Origin of the sequence: Paenarthrobacter sp. YJN-5 (genome assembly GCF_015040095.1) — a bacterium.
Classification (GTDB): domain Bacteria; phylum Actinomycetota; class Actinomycetes; order Actinomycetales; family Micrococcaceae; genus Arthrobacter; species Arthrobacter ureafaciens.
The window spans coordinates 2,617,181-2,636,521 of record NZ_CP053544.1; the positions used below are offsets into that span (position 1 = coordinate 2,617,181).

At 63.7% G+C, this 19,341-nt stretch carries 20 protein-coding genes; all 20 read left to right on the forward strand.

The window, feature by feature from the left end; translation table 11 throughout:
- The first annotated feature begins 1 nt into the window (after position 1).
- The 20 genes from HMI59_RS12345 (at position 2) to tal (ending at position 19,279) form a co-directional block, all read left to right on the forward strand.
- Positions 2–886, forward strand: coding sequence for a cation transporting ATPase C-terminal domain-containing protein (locus HMI59_RS12345; protein WP_193591480.1), 885 nt, complete (start codon positions 2–4; stop codon positions 884–886).
- A 30-nt stretch (positions 887–916) separates the two neighbouring features.
- Positions 917–1,399, forward strand: a complete 483-nt coding sequence (locus HMI59_RS12350) for a hypothetical protein (RefSeq protein ID WP_227471374.1) — start codon at positions 917–919, stop codon at positions 1,397–1,399.
- Positions 1,400–1,424: 25 nt separating this feature from the next.
- The gene (locus tag HMI59_RS12355; RefSeq protein ID WP_021472120.1) at positions 1,425–1,895 is read left to right on the forward strand and encodes a pyridoxamine 5'-phosphate oxidase family protein; all 471 of its coding nucleotides are present in this window, start codon (positions 1,425–1,427) and stop codon (positions 1,893–1,895) included.
- A gap of 5 nt (positions 1,896–1,900) precedes the next feature.
- Positions 1,901–2,872, forward strand: a complete 972-nt coding sequence (locus HMI59_RS12360; protein ID WP_193591481.1) for an ABC transporter ATP-binding protein — start codon at positions 1,901–1,903, stop codon at positions 2,870–2,872.
- A gap of 1 nt (position 2,873) precedes the next feature.
- Complete coding sequence (locus HMI59_RS12365; RefSeq protein ID WP_227471375.1) at positions 2,874–4,046, forward strand: ABC transporter permease; 1,173 nt, start codon at positions 2,874–2,876, stop codon at positions 4,044–4,046.
- Complete coding sequence (locus HMI59_RS12370; protein WP_193591482.1) at positions 4,043–5,209, forward strand: ABC transporter permease; 1,167 nt, start codon at positions 4,043–4,045, stop codon at positions 5,207–5,209. Before HMI59_RS12365 ends, HMI59_RS12370 begins: the two co-directional genes overlap by 4 nt.
- Positions 5,206–5,589, forward strand: a complete 384-nt coding sequence (locus tag HMI59_RS12375; RefSeq protein ID WP_227471376.1) for a DUF5655 domain-containing protein — start codon at positions 5,206–5,208, stop codon at positions 5,587–5,589. Before HMI59_RS12370 ends, HMI59_RS12375 begins: the two co-directional genes overlap by 4 nt.
- Before the next feature lie 48 nt (positions 5,590–5,637).
- Positions 5,638–6,141 carry a GyrI-like domain-containing protein gene (locus HMI59_RS12380; RefSeq protein WP_193591483.1) on the forward strand — a complete coding sequence of 168 codons (504 nt, stop codon included), beginning with the start codon at positions 5,638–5,640 and terminating at the stop codon, positions 6,139–6,141.
- Positions 6,142–6,198: 57 nt separating this feature from the next.
- Entirely contained in the window at positions 6,199–7,071 is an 873-nt protein-coding gene (locus HMI59_RS12385; protein WP_193591484.1) for a universal stress protein, read from the forward strand.
- A gap of 88 nt (positions 7,072–7,159) precedes the next feature.
- Positions 7,160–7,507: a CU044_2847 family protein gene (locus HMI59_RS12390; RefSeq protein WP_193591485.1), complete on the forward strand. Its 348-nt coding sequence runs from the start codon at positions 7,160–7,162 to the stop codon at positions 7,505–7,507.
- A gap of 204 nt (positions 7,508–7,711) precedes the next feature.
- On the forward strand, positions 7,712–8,800 hold the full coding sequence (locus tag HMI59_RS12395) for a TerC family protein (protein ID WP_193591486.1): 1,089 nt from the start codon (positions 7,712–7,714) through the stop codon (positions 8,798–8,800).
- Positions 8,801–9,075: 275 nt separating this feature from the next.
- Positions 9,076–11,751: an ATP-binding cassette domain-containing protein gene (locus HMI59_RS12400; RefSeq protein ID WP_227471377.1), complete on the forward strand. Its 2,676-nt coding sequence runs from the start codon at positions 9,076–9,078 to the stop codon at positions 11,749–11,751.
- Between the two features lies 1 nt (position 11,752).
- The gene (locus HMI59_RS12405) at positions 11,753–12,814 is read left to right on the forward strand and encodes an ABC transporter permease (protein WP_193591487.1); all 1,062 of its coding nucleotides are present in this window, start codon (positions 11,753–11,755) and stop codon (positions 12,812–12,814) included.
- A gap of 38 nt (positions 12,815–12,852) precedes the next feature.
- Positions 12,853–13,899 carry a rhamnose ABC transporter substrate-binding protein gene (locus tag HMI59_RS12410; RefSeq protein ID WP_166186388.1) on the forward strand — a complete coding sequence of 349 codons (1,047 nt, stop codon included), beginning with the start codon at positions 12,853–12,855 and terminating at the stop codon, positions 13,897–13,899.
- A 60-nt stretch (positions 13,900–13,959) separates the two neighbouring features.
- A complete protein-coding gene (locus HMI59_RS12415) occupies positions 13,960–14,619 on the forward strand; it encodes a nucleoside/nucleotide kinase family protein (RefSeq protein ID WP_062096669.1) in 660 nt (219 codons plus the stop codon).
- A 71-nt stretch (positions 14,620–14,690) separates the two neighbouring features.
- On the forward strand, positions 14,691–15,704 hold the full coding sequence (locus HMI59_RS12420; RefSeq protein ID WP_193591488.1) for a LacI family DNA-binding transcriptional regulator: 1,014 nt from the start codon (positions 14,691–14,693) through the stop codon (positions 15,702–15,704).
- Positions 15,705–15,834: 130 nt separating this feature from the next.
- On the forward strand, positions 15,835–16,287 hold the full coding sequence (locus HMI59_RS12425; protein WP_193591489.1) for a PTS sugar transporter subunit IIA: 453 nt from the start codon (positions 15,835–15,837) through the stop codon (positions 16,285–16,287).
- A gap of 42 nt (positions 16,288–16,329) precedes the next feature.
- Positions 16,330–16,602 carry a PTS sugar transporter subunit IIB gene (locus tag HMI59_RS12430; protein ID WP_193591490.1) on the forward strand — a complete coding sequence of 91 codons (273 nt, stop codon included), beginning with the start codon at positions 16,330–16,332 and terminating at the stop codon, positions 16,600–16,602.
- A 32-nt stretch (positions 16,603–16,634) separates the two neighbouring features.
- Complete coding sequence (locus tag HMI59_RS12435; protein ID WP_166186386.1) at positions 16,635–18,110, forward strand: PTS ascorbate transporter subunit IIC; 1,476 nt, start codon at positions 16,635–16,637, stop codon at positions 18,108–18,110.
- Between the two features lie 53 nt (positions 18,111–18,163).
- Positions 18,164–19,279, forward strand: coding sequence for a transaldolase (tal, locus tag HMI59_RS12440; RefSeq protein WP_166186385.1), 1,116 nt, complete (start codon positions 18,164–18,166; stop codon positions 19,277–19,279).
- Positions 19,280–19,341: the final 62 nt, after the last annotated feature.

Here is a 19,341-nt window from a genome sequence, read left to right on the forward strand (position 1 = left end):
CATGAACACCGCGTCCGATACGGCCCACCACAGCCTGGCTGCGCATGAAGTGGTCCTCATCCTGGAGACGGACGCCCTGAACGGGTTGAGTCCGCAGGAAGCCGCGACCCGCAAGGGCGTCTTCGGACCCAACGTGCTTCCCCGCCCGCAAGGCGCAGGATTCCTGCGGTCGCTGATCCACCAGGTCAACGACCCCCTCATCTACGTCTTGCTCGCAGCCGTGGCAGTCACCCTTCTGTTGGCTGAGTATGTGGACGCCCTGGTCATTTCGGTGGTCGTGATCGTGAACCTCGCCATCGGCCTGCTGCAGGAATCCCGGGCCGAGGCCGTGGCCATCCTCATGGGATGGACGCTGCCGATCCTCCCAACCCAGATTCTGTGGATCAACATGACCATTGCCGTGGCTTTGGGCCTCATGCTGGCCTTTGAACCCAAAGAACCAGGCCTCATGTCCAGGCCACCGAGGGACCCTGACCGGCCCCTGTTCACCCGGCAGCTGGGCTTGCGTGTCCTGCTCGTTTCCGCCCTGTTGGTGGGCGGAACCTGGTGGACTTTCCAGGGCGAACTGGGGCGGGGAGCCTCCCTTCCCGAAGCCCGCACGGCCGCATTGAACCTGTTCGTGGCCTTCCAGATTCTCTACCTCTTCAGTTGCCGCTCACTCGGCCACCCGGCGTGGACCGTCAAGCCCTTCAGCAACCGCTGGCTGGCCGTAGGGGTACTCCTGCAGGTTCTGGCCCAGGCCGCGATCACCTACCTCCCGGCGATGAACACACTGTTCCATACCGCGCCCCTGGACCTGCAATCCTGGCTTGCGGTCTTCCTGGCGGCCGCTGCGGCGTGGGGAGTAGTGGCGCTGGACAAACATTTCCGCCCCAACATCACCTAACGTCCGTCCCAACATCTGTAGGAGACTCACATGGTCCGCATACTGCTTCTGATCGTGCTGGGCTTCGTGGCGCTGACCTCCCTGGCCGGAGGACTTGCCATGGCGCTCGGTTCCTGGCTGGGCCCCGAAAGACTGGGACTGCCTGTTGAAGCGCAGGTGCCCCTTGAGTACCTCAATGGTTCGCCCTTCAGCTCATTCGTGGTCCCAGGGCTCCTGCTGGCCCTCATTGTCGGCGGCCTGCATGTCGCTGCCTTCGTGGCCATGCTGCGGCACCACCGCTTGGCGGGCCTGCTGACGGCAGCAGCGGGCTACTCGATCCTGGTCTGGATCTTCGTCCAAATGATGCTGATCCCGTTCAGTGTGCTGCAGGCGGTCTATTTCGGCGCAGGACTTGCCGAGCTTGGCCTGTTGCTGCTGATGCTCAAGGTCGCCTCCCCGCTCCCCGGCCCCGTGAACGCGGGGAAGAAAGTCACCGGTCCGCGCGCCCAAGGGACTTTGGGCCCTGTCGGGTAATCCGGACCGACCATAGGATCGCGGCATGAACGAGAAGAACCTAGTGCCTGATCCGGAAATACTGGAGCCCGACGATTGCTGGCGGCTGCTCACCGAGACCAACGTCGGGCGGCTTTCTGTCATCGCGAACGGCCATCCGGATATCTTCCCGGTGAGCTTCGTGGTGGACGGCCGCAGCGTGGTGTTCCGTACCGGTATGGGAACCAAACAGCAGGCCATCGAGGCGGACTCGGTGGTGGCCCTCGAAGCCGATGCGGTGAGTGCCGAGTTCGGGCTTGCCTGGAGCGTCGTCATCAAGGGCCAAGCGACGCAGGCCGGTCCCTCCAGCCCCGGCCTCACCGAGGCCCGCCGGGGCATGTTCCCCTGGCAGGGGGTCGGCAAGGAACTGCTGTACGTGATAGTTCCTGACTCCATCACCGGACGGCGCTTCGACCTGAGCGCAACCAACTCGTTCGACACTCCGCTCAACGAGGCCACCAGGGCAGGCCTGGAATAGGTTCCATGGTGACTGGCGGAACGACCACCAGCATCACGGACAGAGTCCTGACCGTCAGTCACCTGGTCAAGAAATTCGGCGACGTCACCGCGGTCAACGACGTATCGTTTGAGATCCGCCCGGGTGAGACGTTCGGCCTCCTGGGGCCGAACGGTGCCGGGAAGACCACCATTATTTCCATGGTTGCCGGACTTTTCCCTCCCGACGGCGGCAGCGTGGACGTTGCCGGCACCGCCATGTCCCCCTCAAGCGTCCAGGCCAAGCGGAACATCGGGCTGGTACCGCAGGAGCTTGCCATCTATCCGGACCTCAGCGCCCGGGAGAACCTGCACTTTTTCGGCAGGTTGCAAGGGCTGCGCGGTAAGGAGCGGGAGGCCCGGGTCACCGAAGTCCTGGATCTTCTCGGCTTGAGCGACCGGGCCAAAGAGCAAACCAAGAAGTTCTCGGGCGGCATGAAGCGGCGCCTGAACATCGGGATCGGACTGCTGCACCGTCCGCATTTGCTGATCCTGGACGAGCCGACGGTGGGCGTGGACCCGCAATCGCGCAATTCGATCCTGGATGCCGTGCATCGACTGTCCGCCGCGGGCACTGCCGTGCTGTACACCACCCATTACATGGAAGAGGCCCAACGCCTCTGCGACCGGATAGCCATCCTTGACCAGGGCAGCGTCCAGGCGGAAGGTACCAGCGACGAACTCATCACCCTGACCGGTGGAGCTGACCGCATCGATCTGGAAGGCACCGGGGATATGGCGGCAGCGGCGCAGGCCATCAGAGGGATACAAGGCGTTCAACGGATAAGCCCGGTGGGGACCTCAGGCTTGACCCTGACGGTTTCCGACGGGCCCCGCATTCTCGCCTCGATCGTGACCGGGGCTGCAACTGCCGGAATGCATGTCACGTCCGTCCAAGTGTCCAGGCCGGATCTCGAATCAGTTTTCCTCCATCTCACGGGGAAGGCACTCAGGGATTGACGTGAACGCACTCACGGCCCTGGTGGCCAACGACCTCAAGCAACGGCTCAGGGACAAATCAGTCCTGATCTTCGGCCTTTTGGTGCCCTTGGCATTGATGACCGTGCTCAATCTGGCCTTCGGGGGCTTGGGCGACGACGGTCCGGCCCTCAAGCCCGTGACCCTCATCGCCGGCGTCGACGATCAAGGGCCGCTGGGCGATGTGGTCCTGGAATCCTTGGTTTCCTCGCCTGCCTTGGAGGTTTCCGTTCAGCGGGTGGCACCCGCCGACGTCGCCCGGACCACCCTTGACGGCGGGAGTTCACTCGGCATTGTCATCCCGCGGGATTTCACCGAGTCACTGACAACCGGAAGCGCCGCTACCCTCCAGCTCATAAGGGGCTCCAGCCCCTCACTGGAAACCGATGTGCTCATCTCCGTGGTCAAAGAGATCGTCAAGGAGCTCCATGCCGCCTCCCTCACCGGAGCGGCAGGCCGGATCGCCGGCCTCTCCCCTGCCGCAGCGAGCGACATCGCACGGTCGACGGCGGCCGCCCCACCGCTGATGGCGCTCAAGGAAGCCACAGCACCCACTGAGCAACTACCCCTCCGCGCCTCGCTCGTGGCCGGCCAAACAGGGTTGTTCCTGCTGTTCACGGTGGGTTTTGGCGTGGTGGGGCTGTTGGTGGAAAAGGAACAAGGAACGTTTGCCCGGATCAGGTCCGTTGCGGTTCCCCCATGGACCATCACGGCGTCCAAGGCCGTGGTCGGGTTCCTGCTGGGAGTAGCCGCCAGCACGGTCCTGCTCACCAGTGGCATGGTGTTCTTCGGGGTGGCCTTCGGTTCTCCGGTAGTGGTGGGATTGCTGGTCATTTCGGCTGCCGCAGCGGCCACCAGCCTGACCTTCATCGTGGTGCGGCTGGTCCGTTCGGCTGAACAAGCCAACGTAGCCCAGTCGATTATTGCCATGGTCCTGGGAATCGCAGGCGGCGCCTTCTTTCCCCTTCAATCCACGGGGTTCCTGGCAACGGTGCTGGAGTGGAATCCAGTGGGGGCTTTCATCCGCGGGCTGGGAATATCAGCCGGGGGCGGCGGAATCGGGGATGTCCTGGGACCCCTTGGCGTCATGTGGATCTTTGCCGCTGCCTGTACGCTCCTCTCCCGATTCATTCCCGATCGGAGCGCGGCGCAATGAACCCCGTGCTGGCCATTGCCGGTGTGGAACTCCGCCGGTTCTTCCGGGATCGGTCCAACATCTTCTTCGTCTTCATTTTTCCCCTGATGCTGATCCTCCTGCTGGGAATCCAGTTCGGGGTGGGGTCCGCGGGACCAATAGTGGCTGTGGCAGGGGGCGAGGGCACGCCCCTGGCCCGCGACCTCACGGACCGTCTCAAGGCAGAAGGCCTCACCGTCCGGCCGGACACGGCGTCCGCGGTTCGCCGCGACGTAAGCCGCGGCAGCACCGACGTCGGACTTTTCATCAGCGAGCAGGCCGGGAAAGCCTATGACGACGCCGGACCGGTGGAACTTGAGGTTCTCGCCGCGCCCGATGCTTCAGGGCAGACCGCTCTGCAGGCTGTACGGGCAACAGTCCGGGACCTGGGCAGGACGCAGCTGCAATTACGGGCCCTCATGGACGGCGGCGTGACGGAGGACGCCGCGCGCTCGGCACTGGCACGTGCCAAAACCTCCACCGTTGAACCCACGGTGCAGGTGATGGAATCCGGTGGTGTCTCCTCGGAGTTCCGGGGCCTGGGCCGGTTCGACCTGGGCGCTGCCCAACAACTGCTGCTGTTTATTTTCCTCAGCTCCCTGACAGGCGCGGCCGCCCTGATCCAGGCGCGCCGCTACGGCGTGATCTCCCGTGCCTTGGCGGCGCCGGTGACGGCCGCCCGGACCATGACCGGCCTGGCTCTGGGCAGATTCGCCATCGCAGGGGTCCAAGGCGTCTATATCCTGCTGGGTACCGCCCTGCTGTTCGGCGTTGACTGGGGGAACCTGTGGCTCGCGATGCTGGTGGTCGGCGTCTTCAGCCTGGTGGCCGCGGCAGCTGCGATGGTGGTCGGCTCGATGCTGGACCACGACGGCGCCGCAACCGGTGTGGGCATAGGTTTGGGATTGGTGGTGGCCGGCTTGGGCGGCTGCATGGTGCCGCCTGAGTTCTTTTCCGAACCGATGGCTGCGGTGTCGCGCTTCACTCCGCACCGCTGGGCCTACGACGCCATCGCTGAGGTCCAGCGGCACGAAGCGGCCTTGCCGGACATCCTGCCGCACCTGGGAGTCCTGGCAGCGATGGCAGCGGGTCTGTTGGTCCTGGGAACCTGGCTGCTCCGGCGAAGCCTGGCCCGGGCGTTGTGAGCACCAGCGCCGCGGCACCGGGACTTCCAGAGGAAGCCCGTACTTTCTTCGCCGGTTCCCCGGCAGGGTTGGACATCGGTGAAGCGGTGTTCGCCTGCATCCACGACGTGGGCCAGTGTGAAGTCCGGGTGACAAAAAGCCAGATCGCTTTCCGGCATGGCCGGGGGTTTGCCTACCTGTGGCGGCCCGCCATGTATGTGACGTCGTCCGTACCGGCAGTCCTGTCCCTGGCACTGCCCTACCGGCTACCTTCGGCCAGGTTCAAGGAAGTCGTCCAACCGGCCGCGGGGCGATGGATGCATCATCTGGAACTGCCCACAGCGGAGTCCGTTGACACCGAGGTCCGGCACTGGCTCCGGCTGGCGTTCGAGGCAGCTTAGGGTCCTTTGGCCCTGCCGCCGGGCAGGCTGTGAGGCGATTCTGGTCTTATGGCTACCATCGAACCCCAGCCCCGGCCCATCACGTCCCCGGAGCAGCACACTGCAGTGGTCCGCGAGCGCGTCGCAATGACCGGACTTACCGACTTTTTCGGCCGGGCCTTCGGTGCCGTCATGGCAGCGGCGCAGGCTCAGCATGCAAGCCCCGTTGGCCCGCCTTTTGCCATGTATCACGGCATGCCGACGGACACCGTTGATGTGGAAGCCGGGTTTCCGATCACCCCCAACTTCACGGGTACCAGCGACGTGGCAGCCAGCAAACTGCCGGAGTCCGAAGCTTTCGAGGCCATCCATCGGGGCCCGTACGACACCCTCGAAAAAACCTACGCGCTCATCATTGAGCGAATGAGTGCAGAGGGCAAGACGCCTTCAGACACCATGTGGGAGTTCTACCTCAGCGACCCGGTCAGGGAACCGGACCCTGCCACGTGGCAAACGCGGGTGGTGTGGCCTGTAGCCCAGGACACTAGGGGCCGGCAGGCACCCGCCTCGTGAGGTCCATGCATTCCTAACGCGGCGGGACGCGGCAGGACAGAAGAAAGAAGCACCGCCATGAGCACCACCAACCCAATCGTTGTGGCCGTCAAGGATTCTCCGCAAAGTGAGGCGGCCCTTGGGTGGGCCGCTTCACGGGCCCGCAAGCACCATGTGCCGTTGGTCATCCTCCATGTGGCCGACGATCACTGGTCGTTGAACCCCGCTACGTGGAATAAACAGCTCCGGAAGGCCGGAGAGGAGCTGCTGGCATCGGCCGCCTCCCGGGTGAGCGGGCAATTCGGTATCGATGCCACCACCGAGCTGCTGACCGGCAGCGTCGCCGGCGCACTGGGCCATTACGGTCCGAACGTCGGGCTCGTGGTGGTCGGTTCCGGAAGTCCGCATCTTGGCGGCACCCTTACCGACAGGGCCCTGCAGATCGCAGGAGTTACACCGGCTCCTCTCGCAGTGGTCGGTACTGCTGACGCGGATGGCGGGAGCGGCATCGTGGTGGGCGCCGACGGCTCCGAACTTTCGCTGCGTGCGGTCGAGTTCGCCGCCGCGGAGGCGGACAGGGAAGGACAGGAACTCACCGTCCTCCACGCCTATCAGGCTCCGGACCCGGTCAGCGACGCGGGGCTGGCACCGGCCGAGCTCGCGGAACTGATGGATGACCAGGAACGCGTCATCCTGTCCGAGACGGTTGCGGGCCTCCGCAGCACCTACCCGGACCTGGTTGTTCACAAAGTGCTCGAACCCGGCAAGGAACCGGTCCGTGCCCTCACCGATGCGGCCGCAGGGGCCCGGATGCTGGTCATGGGCAGCCATGGCCGGGGCGGCTTCGCCCGCCTGGTCCTTGGCTCCACAACCCATGGTGTACTGACCCACCTTCCGTGCCCGACCGTCGTCGTACCTCCCAGCGAGGATGGCAGCTCTACGGATTCATAGGTCCTTTGTCCCTGTTGCACCGGCAGGCCGTAACTGATCATGGGAGGGACATTGTGGGCCACCGCTTTAATTCACAGCAGGAGTAGCCGTGACGGACGTACTGAGATATGAAGTTGGCGCCGGAACAGTGCTGGTGGAGGTTGAAGACGGCAGCTTCGGAGTGGACCACCCCGGGCGCAACGAACAAGGCATCCTGGATGTCGGCCGGCGCCTGGAAGACGCCCTCGCCGGCGTTCGTCCGGCCGCCACGGCTGCACTGGATTCGATGCAGGAGCTCGCTCCGGAAACCCTGGAAATCGAATTCGGCATCAAGCTCGCCGGCGACGCAGGAGCGCTCGTCGCCAAGTCAACCGCGGAAGGCCACTTCATTGTGCGGATGACCTGGAACCCGGCGGTCCAACACACCGGACACGAAGCGCCTGTGGACGTGCACTGAGCCTGGTACAGCGCCTCGCAGGATGCCCCGGGTTGAGAGGGCACGCTGCGGGGCGCTACTATTCTTCCATCAAGGGGAGTACTCCCATTAGCGATTGATCCGTCATTACGGATGCAGCAATGCATCCCGGGTCATCGGTCCCGGTCCCATCCGGGCGGAGGAGACCTTGGCGCCTGTATCCGACGCCTACCCTTTGGAGCTCCCATGCAAGTCACACCCCTGATCTGGCTTATCACCATCGGCGTGACGATCCTCTTCTTCGTCTACGAGTTTTTTGCCCACGTGCGCAAACCCCACGAGCCGGGTATCGCCGAATCCGCACGTTGGTCCGCGTTCTACATCATCCTCGCCGTCCTGTTCGGTGTCGGCATCGGCGTAGTCTCGGGCTGGACGTTCGGCGGCGAGTATTTCGCGGGTTATCTCACCGAGAAGGCCCTGTCGATCGACAACCTCTTCGTGTTCCTCATTGTGATGACCGGTTTCGCCGTACCGAAGATGTACCAGCAAAAAGTGCTGATGATAGGGATCATCATTGCTTTGGTTTTGCGGGGGGCGTTCATCGCCATCGGCGCTGGACTGATCGAGAACTTCTCGTGGATTTTCTACATTTTCGGCGCACTCTTGCTTGTCCTCGCCTACCGGCAGGCGTTCGGCGGACATGAATCCAACCCGGCCAACGGCAAGTTCATGGGCCTGGTGCGCCGTGTCCTGCCCGTGACCAACGAGTACCACGGGGACCGGCTCACCGTGAAGAAGGGCGGTACCCGCTTCATCACTCCGATGCTGCTGACGATCATCGCCATCGGCTTCGTAGACCTCATTTTTGCCGTCGATTCCATCCCCGCAATCTACGGCCTGACGAGTGAGGCGTACATCGTCTTTACGGCCAACGCCTTCGCGTTGATGGGCCTGCGGCAGCTGTTCTTCCTCATCGGCGGGCTGCTCGAACGCCTGATCTACCTCGCCCAGGGGCTCGCCGTGATCCTCGCGTTCATCGGCGTGAAACTCGTCTTCCACGCCCTGCACGTCAACGAGCTGCCCTTCATCAACGGAGGCGAGCCGCTCCTCTGGGTACCCGAGATCCCCATCGGTTTCTCCCTGCTCTTCATCGGCAGCACCATCGCCGTCGCCACCCTGGCGAGCCTGCTCAAGACCCGCCGTACTGCGGAGAAGGACAACCCCCGCATGCCGGACGACGCGGCCGCCGTGGACGGGGTCACGGTGGGCGAGGCCCTTGAGTCCGCAGAGTACGACGGCGACCAGACGACGAGCGGCACGGCCGGCACGAAGTAAGTGCCGGACTGGACGGCCCTCGGCTGACGGCACCAGCCCGGGCGTTTACCGGGGGCCCCCGCAATTTACGAGGGCCCCAGCTGCTATCGGGGTGCCGCCGGGTGGTCATCAGCCCGGCGGCACCCCTTTTTGGCGTCCACATATGACACCGTCCGGGCGGTGAAGCTTCCTCCACACAGTAGGTACTTGTCATTTGCATCACATGCGCATACGATTGCGCATACGAATGCTTCCCGATTTGATTCGGTTGCCCCTACCGCACGGAGGACATCATCGTGGATGTATCACAAGCCCAACTCACCTCACCCAAAGAAGGGGGGAACCTGGCGCCAGGCACCTATGCGCCTGCGCCCGCCGCCGAGCTGTCCGGCGTCTCCAAGATCTTTGGATCAACGGTCGCCGTCTCGAATGTTTCTTTCTCGCTGTTCACGGGCGAGGTACTGGCGCTCGTCGGAGAAAACGGCGCAGGCAAGAGCACCTGCGTCAAGATGCTCGGCGGCGTCTACCACCCCGATGCCGGCACGGTCCGCATCGCAGGCGAGGATGTTCACTTCGCCACTGCCATGGACGCACACCGCCACGGCGTGGCCGTCGTCCACCAACACCCGGGATTGTTCGGCGACCTGTCGATCGCGGAGAACGTCTTCGCCGGACAACCGCTGAAGACCCGTGCGGGCCTCCTCGACCACGCCGGGATGAAAGTCCAAGCACAGAAGGTCCTGCACACGCTGGGGCTTAACCGCGACGTCAGCATGCCAGTCGGTTCACTGCGGGTCTCAGAGCAGCAGCTCGTGGAAATTGCCCGTGCCTTGGTCTCCGAAGCCAAAGTCCTGATTTTGGACGAGCCCACTGCGTCCCTCACCACGGCAGAGGTTGACCGTCTCTTCGACGTGATCGAGCGGCTGAAGGAACAGGGCGTTGCCATGATGTTCGTCGGTCATCGCCTGGAGGAAATCTTCCGGATCGCGGATCGTTTGACCGTCCTGCGTGATGGCGCCCTGGTGGACACGGTCCGCGCCTCCGACATCACGGAGCGCGAAATCGTCAAACTCATGGTCGGCCGCGAACTCGGAGACCTCTACGAACGGTCGGCTGCAGTCTTGGGTGGCACCGTTCTTGAACTCCAGGGACTGACGCACCAGGGCCAGTTTCACAATATCGACCTCACGGTCCGGGCCGGCGAGGTCGTGGGCATGGCCGGGCTCATCGGCAGCGGCCGCACGGAAGTCGCGCGGGCGGTCTTCGGCATCGAACGGCCAACATCCGGGACAATCCTCCTGGACGGCCACGCGGTGTCGATCAAGTCCGCCGCCCACGCCATCGCAGAAGGCATTGCCTATGTTTCCGAGGACCGGCGCGGCCAGAGCATCGTGGAAGATTTCTCGATCCTGGACAACGCCACCCTGCCGGTCATTACCAAGACCACCCGCTGGGGGCTGATCAGCACCAAGGCCGAACTGGCCATGGTCCAGGGCCCCCTCCAGCGCATGAAGCTCAAATTCGCCGGCTATAGCCAGCCCATCGGCAACCTCTCAGGTGGAAACCAGCAAAAAGTTGTTCTCGCAAAATGGTTGGCCACCAACCCGCGGCTCCTGATCCTGGACGAGCCCACCCAGGGCATCGACGTCCAAGCCAAGGCCGAGGTGCACCGCATCATCCGCGAACTGGCAGCCCAAGGGATCGCCATCCTCATGATCTCCTCCGACATGCCCGAGCTCCTGGGCGCCTGCGACCGAATTTACGTTATGAAGCACGGCAACCTGGTCGCCGAGTTCGACCGCGAACATGCCAACCAGTACGACATCGGCCTGGCTGCCACGGGAGTCCACTCCTCCGCACGGAGCGGGGACACCCCAGCTGCTGGACTGACGGCAGCGGCGCAGAGCCAGGCAGCGGGGCAGGGAAAGAGTAACGCCCCGTCCACCTCTCCCCCGGCCACCCGCCCCCAGGAGCCGACGCCCCCTTCACGAAACGGCGTCGGATGGTGGCTGAAACAAGCGCTTGGCCGACGGGAAGTGGGACTGTTCCTGGCCCTTGCCGCCGTAGTGGCGCCCCTGAGCCTGTTGAACACCAACTTCTATTCCGGCGACAACCTGCACGATCTCGCGGACTATTCGGCGATGCTCGGAATCATCGGCATCGGACAGATGCTGGTGATCCTGACGCGGAACATCGATCTCTCCGTTGCCTCCACCCTTGGACTCGCTGCGTACGTCTCGGCCGCCACAATGCGGGCAGTACCTGACGCCCCGATCCTGTTGGGCATTGCAGTTGCCCTGCTGGTCGGCCTGCTGTGCGGCCTCCTGAACGGCCTTGTCATTGCCTACGGCGGAGTGCCGTCAATCGTTGTCACGCTTGGAACCCTGGCCCTCTATCGCGGGATCCTCAGCATCAGCTCATCCGGTGACCGCGTGAAACCGGAACAGGTCCCCTCAGACTGGCTCGCCATGACCAAGTCGGAAATCCTCGGGATCTCTCCGGTCTTGTTGACCGCCGTCGTTGTTTTCGGTGCAGCAGGTTTCCTGCTGTGGTGGACCTCGAAAGGCAGGGAGACCTACTTCGCCGGATCCAATCCTGCGGGCGCAGAGCTGATCGGCATTCCGGCAAAGCGGCGAACCCTGAGCGCATTCACCATCTCCGGGCTGCTGGCCGGAGCAGTCGGAGCCATGTGGGCCTCGTACTACCCCTACGTTGACGGGCAAGTGGCCTTCGGACTGGAGACCGCCGTCATCGCCGGAGTGGTGGTCGGCGGAGTGGCCCTCCGTGGCGGTTCGGGAACAGTGGTCGGAGTCCTCATCGGCACCCTGGGCCTCCTGGCCATCCGAAAGGTCCTCACCATCGCAGGCGTCCCTGACCAGTACTTGCAGGCCGTCTACGGTGCGGCCATCATCGCGGCAGTCGCCGTCGACGTCATCCTCCATAACCGCCACAAGAAGGCGAAGGGAAACTGACATGTCCATCGCATCAACCGCAGCTCCCCTGCACCGCCTGCAAGCGCGGCTGCTGACCTGGGAAGGGCTCCTCGGGGCTTTCGCCATCCTCTTGATCCTCACGGCGGTCCTCACTACGCCCGGCTTCGCCGACGGTTACAACCTTGGATCGTCGGTGGCCCGCATGGCAGCCAAGGCACTCATGGTCCTGCCCCTGGTGTTCCTGATCATTGCCCGGGAGATCGACATCTCCGTGGCAAGCATCGCCGGACTGACCGGAATCACATTCGGCATGGTGATCCAGTCCGGAGGAAGCACGCCCGTTGCCGCAGTGGCCGCTTTGGCGGTGGGCCTGGCCTGCGGGGTCCTCAACGGTTTCCTTGTGGCCGTCCTCGGCCTCCCCTCGCTGGTAGTCACGCTGGGTACCCTGGCCCTGTTCCGCGGTCTGTGCTACGTCCTGGTGGGCGGCACTCCCATCAGCAACATGCCCCCGGAAATCATCTCCCTGGGCAACGATTCCATCCTCGGAACCTACATCCCGGCGGCAATCGTACCGTTCCTGCTGCTGGCCCCTGTCTTCTTCGTCGTGCTTCACAAGACCCCGTTCGGCCGCCGCGTCTTTGCCATCGGCGGCAACCCGGCCACCGCTTCCTATTCAGGAGTCAAGAACCGGAAGATCATCTTCGAGCTGTTCGTCACCTCGGGACTGGTGGCCGCCCTCGCAGGCATCATCCACGTGGGCATCACTTCATCAGCGTCTCCCGACGGGGCGCTGGGCTACGAGCTGGACGTCGTAACGGTCGTCTTCCTCGGCGGGATCAGCTTCCTGGGCGGAAAAGGCCGCATGACCGGCGTTTTCTGGGCCCTGGTAGTGGTCATCGCCATCCGGAGCATGCTCCAGCTCCAAAACTTCGGCGCTTACGGCCAAGCGGCCGTGGTGGGCCTCGTCCTGATCCTCTCGCTGCTCATGGCCAACATCACCAATACCATCTCCTCAGCGCTGGCAGCCCGCAGAACCAGGGCCCAAAAGCTCGGTCCAGGCAGCGGGCAACCAGTTTCCCCACCCGTTCCATCCAGCAAATGACACACCTGCAAGCCCCAACAATCCCCAGGAGGACTTAAATGCGTACAACCACCAGGGCTGCCCTGTCCGGCGTAGCTGCCATCGGTTTGGCAAGCCTTGCCCTGACCGCCTGTACACCCGCCGGAGGCGGCGCCGCCAATGCCGGCGAGTGCACCCCCAAGGACAACATCACCGTGGGGTACATTCCCAAGCTCGGTGACGATCCCTACATGACCACAGTCCGGGACGGCGCCCAAAAAGCGGCGGCGGAACTGGGTGGCAGCAACAAGGTCGTCTACACCTCACCCAGCGAAGCGACCGGTGCAGCCCAGATTCCGTTCGTGCAGCAGCTGATCTCGCAGAAGGTGGATGTCATAGCCATCTCGGGCAGCGACCTCAATGGCGCAGCAGCCGAACTGAAAAAGGCGCAGGCCCAGGGCATCAAGGTCATCACCTTTGACTCGGATGTGGCGCCGGAAGCCCGGTCATTGTTCGTGAACCAGGCCAAGACTGAAGAACTGGGCACAGGGATGCTGGACAGCATGAGCGATCTGCTGGGCGGCCAGGGTGAATTTGCCATCCTGTCCTCCACCCAGACAGCCGTCAACCAGAATGCCTGGATCGCCGATATCAAGAAGCGGCTTGAGTCCGAGTCGAAGTTCAGCGGCATGAAACTCGTGGACGTCGTCTATGGCGAGGAGAAAGCGGACGTCAGCGCCAACCGCGCCAAGGAGCTGGTGACCACCCACCCGAACCTCAAGGGCATCATTGTCCCCGCCGGAATCTCCCTGCCCGCTGCCGCTACTGCCTTGGATGAGATTGGCGCGCTGGGCAAAGTGAAGCTCACGGGCCTCGCGCCCGCCTCCCTGATCAGGAAGCACATCGAAACAGGCAACGTCCAGGACATCTGGTGGAACGTCTCCGACCTCGGCTACCTGTCCTTCTACGCAGCCAAGGCCGTTGCCGGCTGCAGCGTCACGGGCAAGGCGGGCGAGACCTTCGACGCCGGAACCCTGGGCTCCTACACGGTGGGAGAACAGAACGTGGTGATCCTCGGACCAGCCAAGACCGTCACGCCGGCAAACGTCAGCGAATTCGCGTTCTAATCCCCCGGGCCGGTTGGTCCTGCCGGCCGGGCCGGCACTATCCATCGAGGAGTACTTTCCATGGAGCTGAGTAAGCAGCGGCCGTTTCCGGAGACCCTGGAGGCCGATGTTGGACTGCTGTCGCAGCGCATACTCGGCAGCTTGGTCCCCGGCCGCAGGTTCATTCTGGGCGTGTGCGGCGCACCCGGGGCAGGCAAGTCAACCCTCGCCGAACAACTGGCCGCAAAACTGGGCAGTGATACGGCCGTGGTGGTTCCCATGGACGGGTTCCACTTAGGCCACGAGGTCATCAAGGATTCGCCGAAGCTTGAACGAAAGGGTGCCATTGATACGTTCGATATCGGTGGGTTCCATTCCCTGCTGCAGCGGCTTCGTTCCCGGAACGAAGAGGTCGTCTACGCCCCCGCCTACCGGCGGGGACTGGAAGAGCCGATCGCCGCCTCGATCGCTGTGCCAAGGAGCGTCCCGGTGGTTATCACCGAAGGCAACTACCTCCTCGCTCCGGTTCCGCAGTGGCAGGATGCGCGGGCGTTGCTGGATGAAGTCTGGTACCTGGAGATCCCCCACGAGGTTCGGGTTGCGCGGCTCATCGACCGCCACGTCCACTTCGGCAAAGCCAGGTCCAAGGCCCTTGAATGGGTCCATGGTTCGGATGAATCAAATGCGGACTTCATCAGGACAACCATGGAGTCCGCCGACCTGATCATTCGTTTCGCGTGACGGTGGGACAGAGCGTCGTGATGGCGAACTACCGGCCGGATGGAACAATGGAGGCGGCGGAAGGAGAGCACATGGTGACCATGAGCGAAGTAGCCCGTGTGGCGGGCGTTTCACAAAGCACGGTTTCCCATGTGGTCAACAAGACCCGACGCATCGCCCCGGAGACGGAAAAGGCTGTCAAGGCGGCCATCGAAGCCACAGGCTACGTCAACGACGGGATCGCCAAGTCCCTCCGCACGGGCAAGACCAACTCCATCGGGCTGGCTATCTCCGCGATGTCCAACCCGTACTTCGGGGAGGTCGTCCACTCCATTGAGAAGCACCTGTCGGATCTTGGCTACAGCCTGGTGCTGGCCGACACCCACGACGATCCCGAGCGCGAATTGCGGGCTGTCCGGGACCTCCTGGCCCAACGGCCGGCAGGGATCATCCTTGCTCCCTCCGCCGACCCGCACGAGGCTTTGCGGCAAATCTCCCGCAGGGGCATCGCCACTGTCCTGCTGGACCGTGTACCGGAACAGCTGGATCCCACGCAGCCCATCGATGCCGTGGGGGTGGAGAACACCGAAGCGATGTCCCAGCTGGTGCAGCACCTTGCCGGGCGAGGACACCGCCGCATCGCACTGATCTCCGGACGCAGCGGGTTGCGGACATCCATAGAACGCACCGAAGGATACCTCCTGGGACTGGAACGATCCGGGATCCGGCCGGATGAGGACCTCATCCGCGATGGACACTCGGAAGCCGGCCCGGCAGCCCAGGCCATCAAAGAGCTCTTGGCACTGCCTTCGCCGCCAACCGCCTTGATTACCGCCAACAACCAAATGACCATCGGGGCCATGCGGGGCCTCAGGGAACTGGGCCTCCGTGTTCCGGCCGATATTGGGCTGGCAGCCTTCGACGACTTTGAATGGGCCGACCTTTTCGACCCCCGGTTGACCGTCATGGCACAACCCGTGGAAGAACTCGGAACCCTGGCCGCCGAAATGCTGATCCAGCGGCTGGAACACCCCGAACTCAAACCGAGGGAAGTGCGCCTGGCGCCCCGGCTGATCGTCCGTGACTCCGGCGGCTCCCGTAACTAGCCCCCTCACCACCTCCTCCTAGAGCTCCCGGCACCCGCCGGGACACCGCGGAGTACTTCCGCACGTCCATTTTCACCAGCAGGCCATCACCGCGATGCCCCGCGCCCAAAATATCTGAAAGAACAGTTTCATGTCTCATAGCCTTGCCGAATCCCTCTGCTCCATTTCGACCAACGCGCCGGCCCGGGACTGGCGTGCCGCCATCCGGCTTGCCGGGGACGGACTGGTGAACGGGGGCGCCGCCACCGCCGAGTACACGGAGCAAATGATCACAGCCGTTGAAGAACACGGACCCTACATCGTCATTGCCCCCGGCATCGCCCTGGCCCATGCCCGGCCCTCGGACGCCGTCCTCCACGGCGGCATGAGCTGGGTCAGCCTCGAATCGCCGGTTGAATTCGGCAACCCCCGGAATGATCCGGTCACTTTGGTCATCGGGCTCGCTGCCCTGGACCACACCGCCCACATCGAGGCGCTCAAGGCCATGGCCGGAGTCCTCGGAAACGACGCCATCAGGGCGCGGCTTAGTGAGGCGCAGACCCCCGAAGACGTCCGCGCAATCCTCAGCCAGGCCACGGCCTAGGCCTTCACCCCACCACCAACAACCACCCGAAAGGCACCACACATGAAAATCGTTGCAGTTTGCGGCATGGGTATCGGCACATCGGTACTGCTGAAGATGAACGCAGAGAAGGTCCTCAACCAATTGGGAATCGAGGCCGACGTCGAGGCCGCCGATATTGGAGTGGCCCGCGGCGCCGCCCAATCGGCAAACATCGTGCTCACATCCGATGAGCTCGCCAGCGAGCTGGGCGATGTCCCGGCGAAGGTCATCATCATCAACAACTTCTTCGACCTCGGCGAGATCACCGCCAAGATCTCCGACGCGGTCCAGTAACCGGCTGCCCACACCAGGAAAGGAGCAACACCATGGAATGGCTCGTCGTCATCCTCAACTTCATCGGGCAGCAGGTCCTGAACGTGCCCGCCTACCTCATCGGCATCATCACCGCCCTGGGCCTGATCGCGCTGAGGCGCAATGCGGGGCAGGTCATCGGCGGAGGCCTCAAAGCCGCCGTCGGCTTCCTGATCCTCGGCGCCGGCGCAACCGTCGTCGTCGGGTCGCTCAAGCCGCTGGGCGAATTGATCCTGGCCGTCACGGGCGCCCAGGGCGTTATCCCCACCAACGAGGTCATCACCGCCATGGCCCAGGAACAGTTCGGGGCGCAAAGCGCCTACGTCCTGACGCTCGGCTTCATCTTCATGCTGGTCCTGGCAAGGTTCACCCCGCTCAAATACGTCTTCCTGACCGGACACCACATGGTGTTCATGGCAACCATGATCACGGTGGTCCTCTCTGTCGGTTTCGGGCAGGACAGCGGATGGCTGGTGGTCCTCATCGGCGCCATCCTTCTGGGCGTCATCATGGTCGTCATGCCGGCGTTCATCCACCCGTGGACCAAGAAGATCACCGGCAACGACGCGATTGCCATTGGCCATTTCGGATCCTTGGGTTACCTCGCTGCCGGAATTGCCGGAGCAGCAGTAGGCCGCCGCAGCAAATCCACTGAAGAAATCGAGTTCCCCCAAAGCCTGAAGTTCCTCCGCGATTCCATGGTGGCCACCTCGCTGTCCATGGTGCTGATCTACATGGTCTTCACGGTGTGGGGCCTGATCGCCCTTCCCCTGGAAACTGCCCTTCCCATCTTTGGGTCCGCCGACGCCGGCGCGTTCGTCATGTCGGCCTTCGCCCAGGCCCTGCAGTTCGGAGTCGGCGTCGCGGTCATCCTCTACGGAGTCCGTACGGTCCTCGGCGAACTCGTTCCGGCCTTCCAAGGCATTGCGGACAAGGTGGTTCCCGGCGCCAAGGCCGCCCTGGACATCCCCATTGTCTTCCCGTACGGCGCCAACGCCGTCCTGATCGGATTCCTCTCATCCTTCGCTGGGGGCCTCCTCGCGCTCGGCATCCTGGCAGCCTGGCTGAACCCCATGTTCGGCCTGGCCCTGATCCTGCCGGGCATGGTTCCGCACTTCTTCACCGGCGGCGGAGCCGGCGTCTACGGCAACGCCGTAGGCGGCCGCAAGGGAGCCGTGGTGGGTGGTCTGGTCAACGGCATCATCATCACGCTCCTTCCCGCCGTCCTCCTCTTGGTGCTGGGCCAGTTCGGGTTGTCCAACAGCACGTTCGGCGACGCTGACTTCGGGTGGTTCGGAACACTCATCGGCGTGAGCCTCAAGGGTGGTACCGCACTCGGAGCGGTCCTGACCATCGTGATCGCCGCCGTCCTGGTGACCGCAGCCATCATCTTCCAGAAGAAGGTGGTGAACACCGGGTGGACTCCCGGGACTGCACGCGATTCGTGGCTGGCCGAGCTTGACGGGGCCAAGGACAACCAGAAGGCCTGATGCCCGGACACCAGGCCAAACCCAATAACCGTTCAATCTTTGCTAGGACCCCCATGACCACAACACCCACTCAGCAACTGGCAGACGCCGGCGTTTCCATCTGGCTCGATGATCTCTCCCGCAGGCAACTACGGTCGGGCAATCTGCAGAAGCTCATGGACCACAGGAACGTCGTCGGCGTCACCACCAACCCTTCTATCTTCCAGGCCGCCATCACCTCCGGCACCGGCTACGACGACGCAATAGCGGCGCACGCAGCAGCCGGCGCCGGCGCCGAAGAGACTGTTATGGAGCTCACGACGTCGGACGTCGTGGAGGCGTGCGACCTCCTGGCTCCGGTCGCCGCCGCCACTGATGGCGTGGACGGTCGGGTATCCATCGAAGTCGACCCCCGCTTGGCGTGGGACACCGAAGGCACGATCGCCGAAGCGAGGGAGCTGTACAAGAAGATCAACAGGAACAACGTCCTGATCAAGATCCCGGCAACCCTCGCCGGCCTTGAGGCCGTCAAGACTGTGCTGGCGGAGGGAATCAGCGTCAACGTGACACTGATCTTCTCCCTCGAGTGCTACCACGCAGTGGTCAACGCGTTTCAAACCGGACTGGAACAAGCCCGGGACAACGGCCACGACCTCTCCACGATCCACTCCGTTGCATCATTCTTTGTCTCCCGGGTGGACACTGAAATCGACAAACGGCTCGAGTCCATCGGCTCGCCGCAGGCGCTGTCCCTCAAAGGACGTGCCGGTGTGGCCAACGCGCGTCTTGCCTACCAGGCCTACGTGGAATTGTTCTCCACCGAACGCTGGAAGGCCTTGGCCGACGCAGGCGCCCGAAGGCAGCGACCCCTCTGGGCCTCCACCGGCGTCAAGGACCCGGCGTATCCCGACACGCTCTACGTCACCGAACTTGTTGCCGCAGGCGTCGTGAACACCATGCCGGAGAAGACCCTCGAGGCAACCTTCGACCACGGCGTCATCACCGGGGACACACTCACCGGCAGGTATCACGAACCGCGCACTGTCTTCGAAGACCTCGAGGCGGCGGGCGTTTCCTACCACGACGTCGTAACGCACCTCGAGCGCGATGGCCTGGAAAAATTCGCCGCCAGCTGGAATGACCTCCTGGCCTCCACCCGATCCGCCCTCGACAAGGCACGTTCATGCTGAAGCCACAGGACACCGCACCCACCACCACCACCGCAACGCCCGACATCAACCACCATCAGCGG

What these genes read in the sequence shown, in the direction of transcription:
- HMI59_RS12345 (WP_193591480.1), top strand. Translation starts at nt 2, where the DNA reads ATGAACACCGCGTCCGATACGGCCCACCACAGCCTGGCTGCGCATGAA.
- HMI59_RS12350 (WP_227471374.1), top strand. Translation starts at nt 917, where the DNA reads ATGGTCCGCATACTGCTTCTGATCGTGCTGGGCTTCGTGGCGCTGACC.
- HMI59_RS12355 (WP_021472120.1), top strand. Translation starts at nt 1,425, where the DNA reads ATGAACGAGAAGAACCTAGTGCCTGATCCGGAAATACTGGAGCCCGAC.
- HMI59_RS12360 (WP_193591481.1), top strand. Translation starts at nt 1,901, where the DNA reads ATGGTGACTGGCGGAACGACCACCAGCATCACGGACAGAGTCCTGACC.
- HMI59_RS12370 (WP_193591482.1), top strand. Translation starts at nt 4,043, where the DNA reads ATGAACCCCGTGCTGGCCATTGCCGGTGTGGAACTCCGCCGGTTCTTC.
- HMI59_RS12380 (WP_193591483.1), top strand. Translation starts at nt 5,638, where the DNA reads ATGGCTACCATCGAACCCCAGCCCCGGCCCATCACGTCCCCGGAGCAG.
- HMI59_RS12385 (WP_193591484.1), top strand. Translation starts at nt 6,199, where the DNA reads ATGAGCACCACCAACCCAATCGTTGTGGCCGTCAAGGATTCTCCGCAA.
- HMI59_RS12395 (WP_193591486.1), top strand. Translation starts at nt 7,712, where the DNA reads ATGCAAGTCACACCCCTGATCTGGCTTATCACCATCGGCGTGACGATC.
- HMI59_RS12405 (WP_193591487.1), top strand. Translation starts at nt 11,753, where the DNA reads ATGTCCATCGCATCAACCGCAGCTCCCCTGCACCGCCTGCAAGCGCGG.
- HMI59_RS12410 (WP_166186388.1), top strand. Translation starts at nt 12,853, where the DNA reads ATGCGTACAACCACCAGGGCTGCCCTGTCCGGCGTAGCTGCCATCGGT.
- HMI59_RS12415 (WP_062096669.1), top strand. Translation starts at nt 13,960, where the DNA reads ATGGAGCTGAGTAAGCAGCGGCCGTTTCCGGAGACCCTGGAGGCCGAT.
- HMI59_RS12420 (WP_193591488.1), top strand. Translation starts at nt 14,691, where the DNA reads ATGGTGACCATGAGCGAAGTAGCCCGTGTGGCGGGCGTTTCACAAAGC.
- HMI59_RS12425 (WP_193591489.1), top strand. Translation starts at nt 15,835, where the DNA reads ATGTCTCATAGCCTTGCCGAATCCCTCTGCTCCATTTCGACCAACGCG.
- HMI59_RS12430 (WP_193591490.1), top strand. Translation starts at nt 16,330, where the DNA reads ATGAAAATCGTTGCAGTTTGCGGCATGGGTATCGGCACATCGGTACTG.
- HMI59_RS12435 (WP_166186386.1), top strand. Translation starts at nt 16,635, where the DNA reads ATGGAATGGCTCGTCGTCATCCTCAACTTCATCGGGCAGCAGGTCCTG.
- tal (WP_166186385.1), top strand. Translation starts at nt 18,164, where the DNA reads ATGACCACAACACCCACTCAGCAACTGGCAGACGCCGGCGTTTCCATC.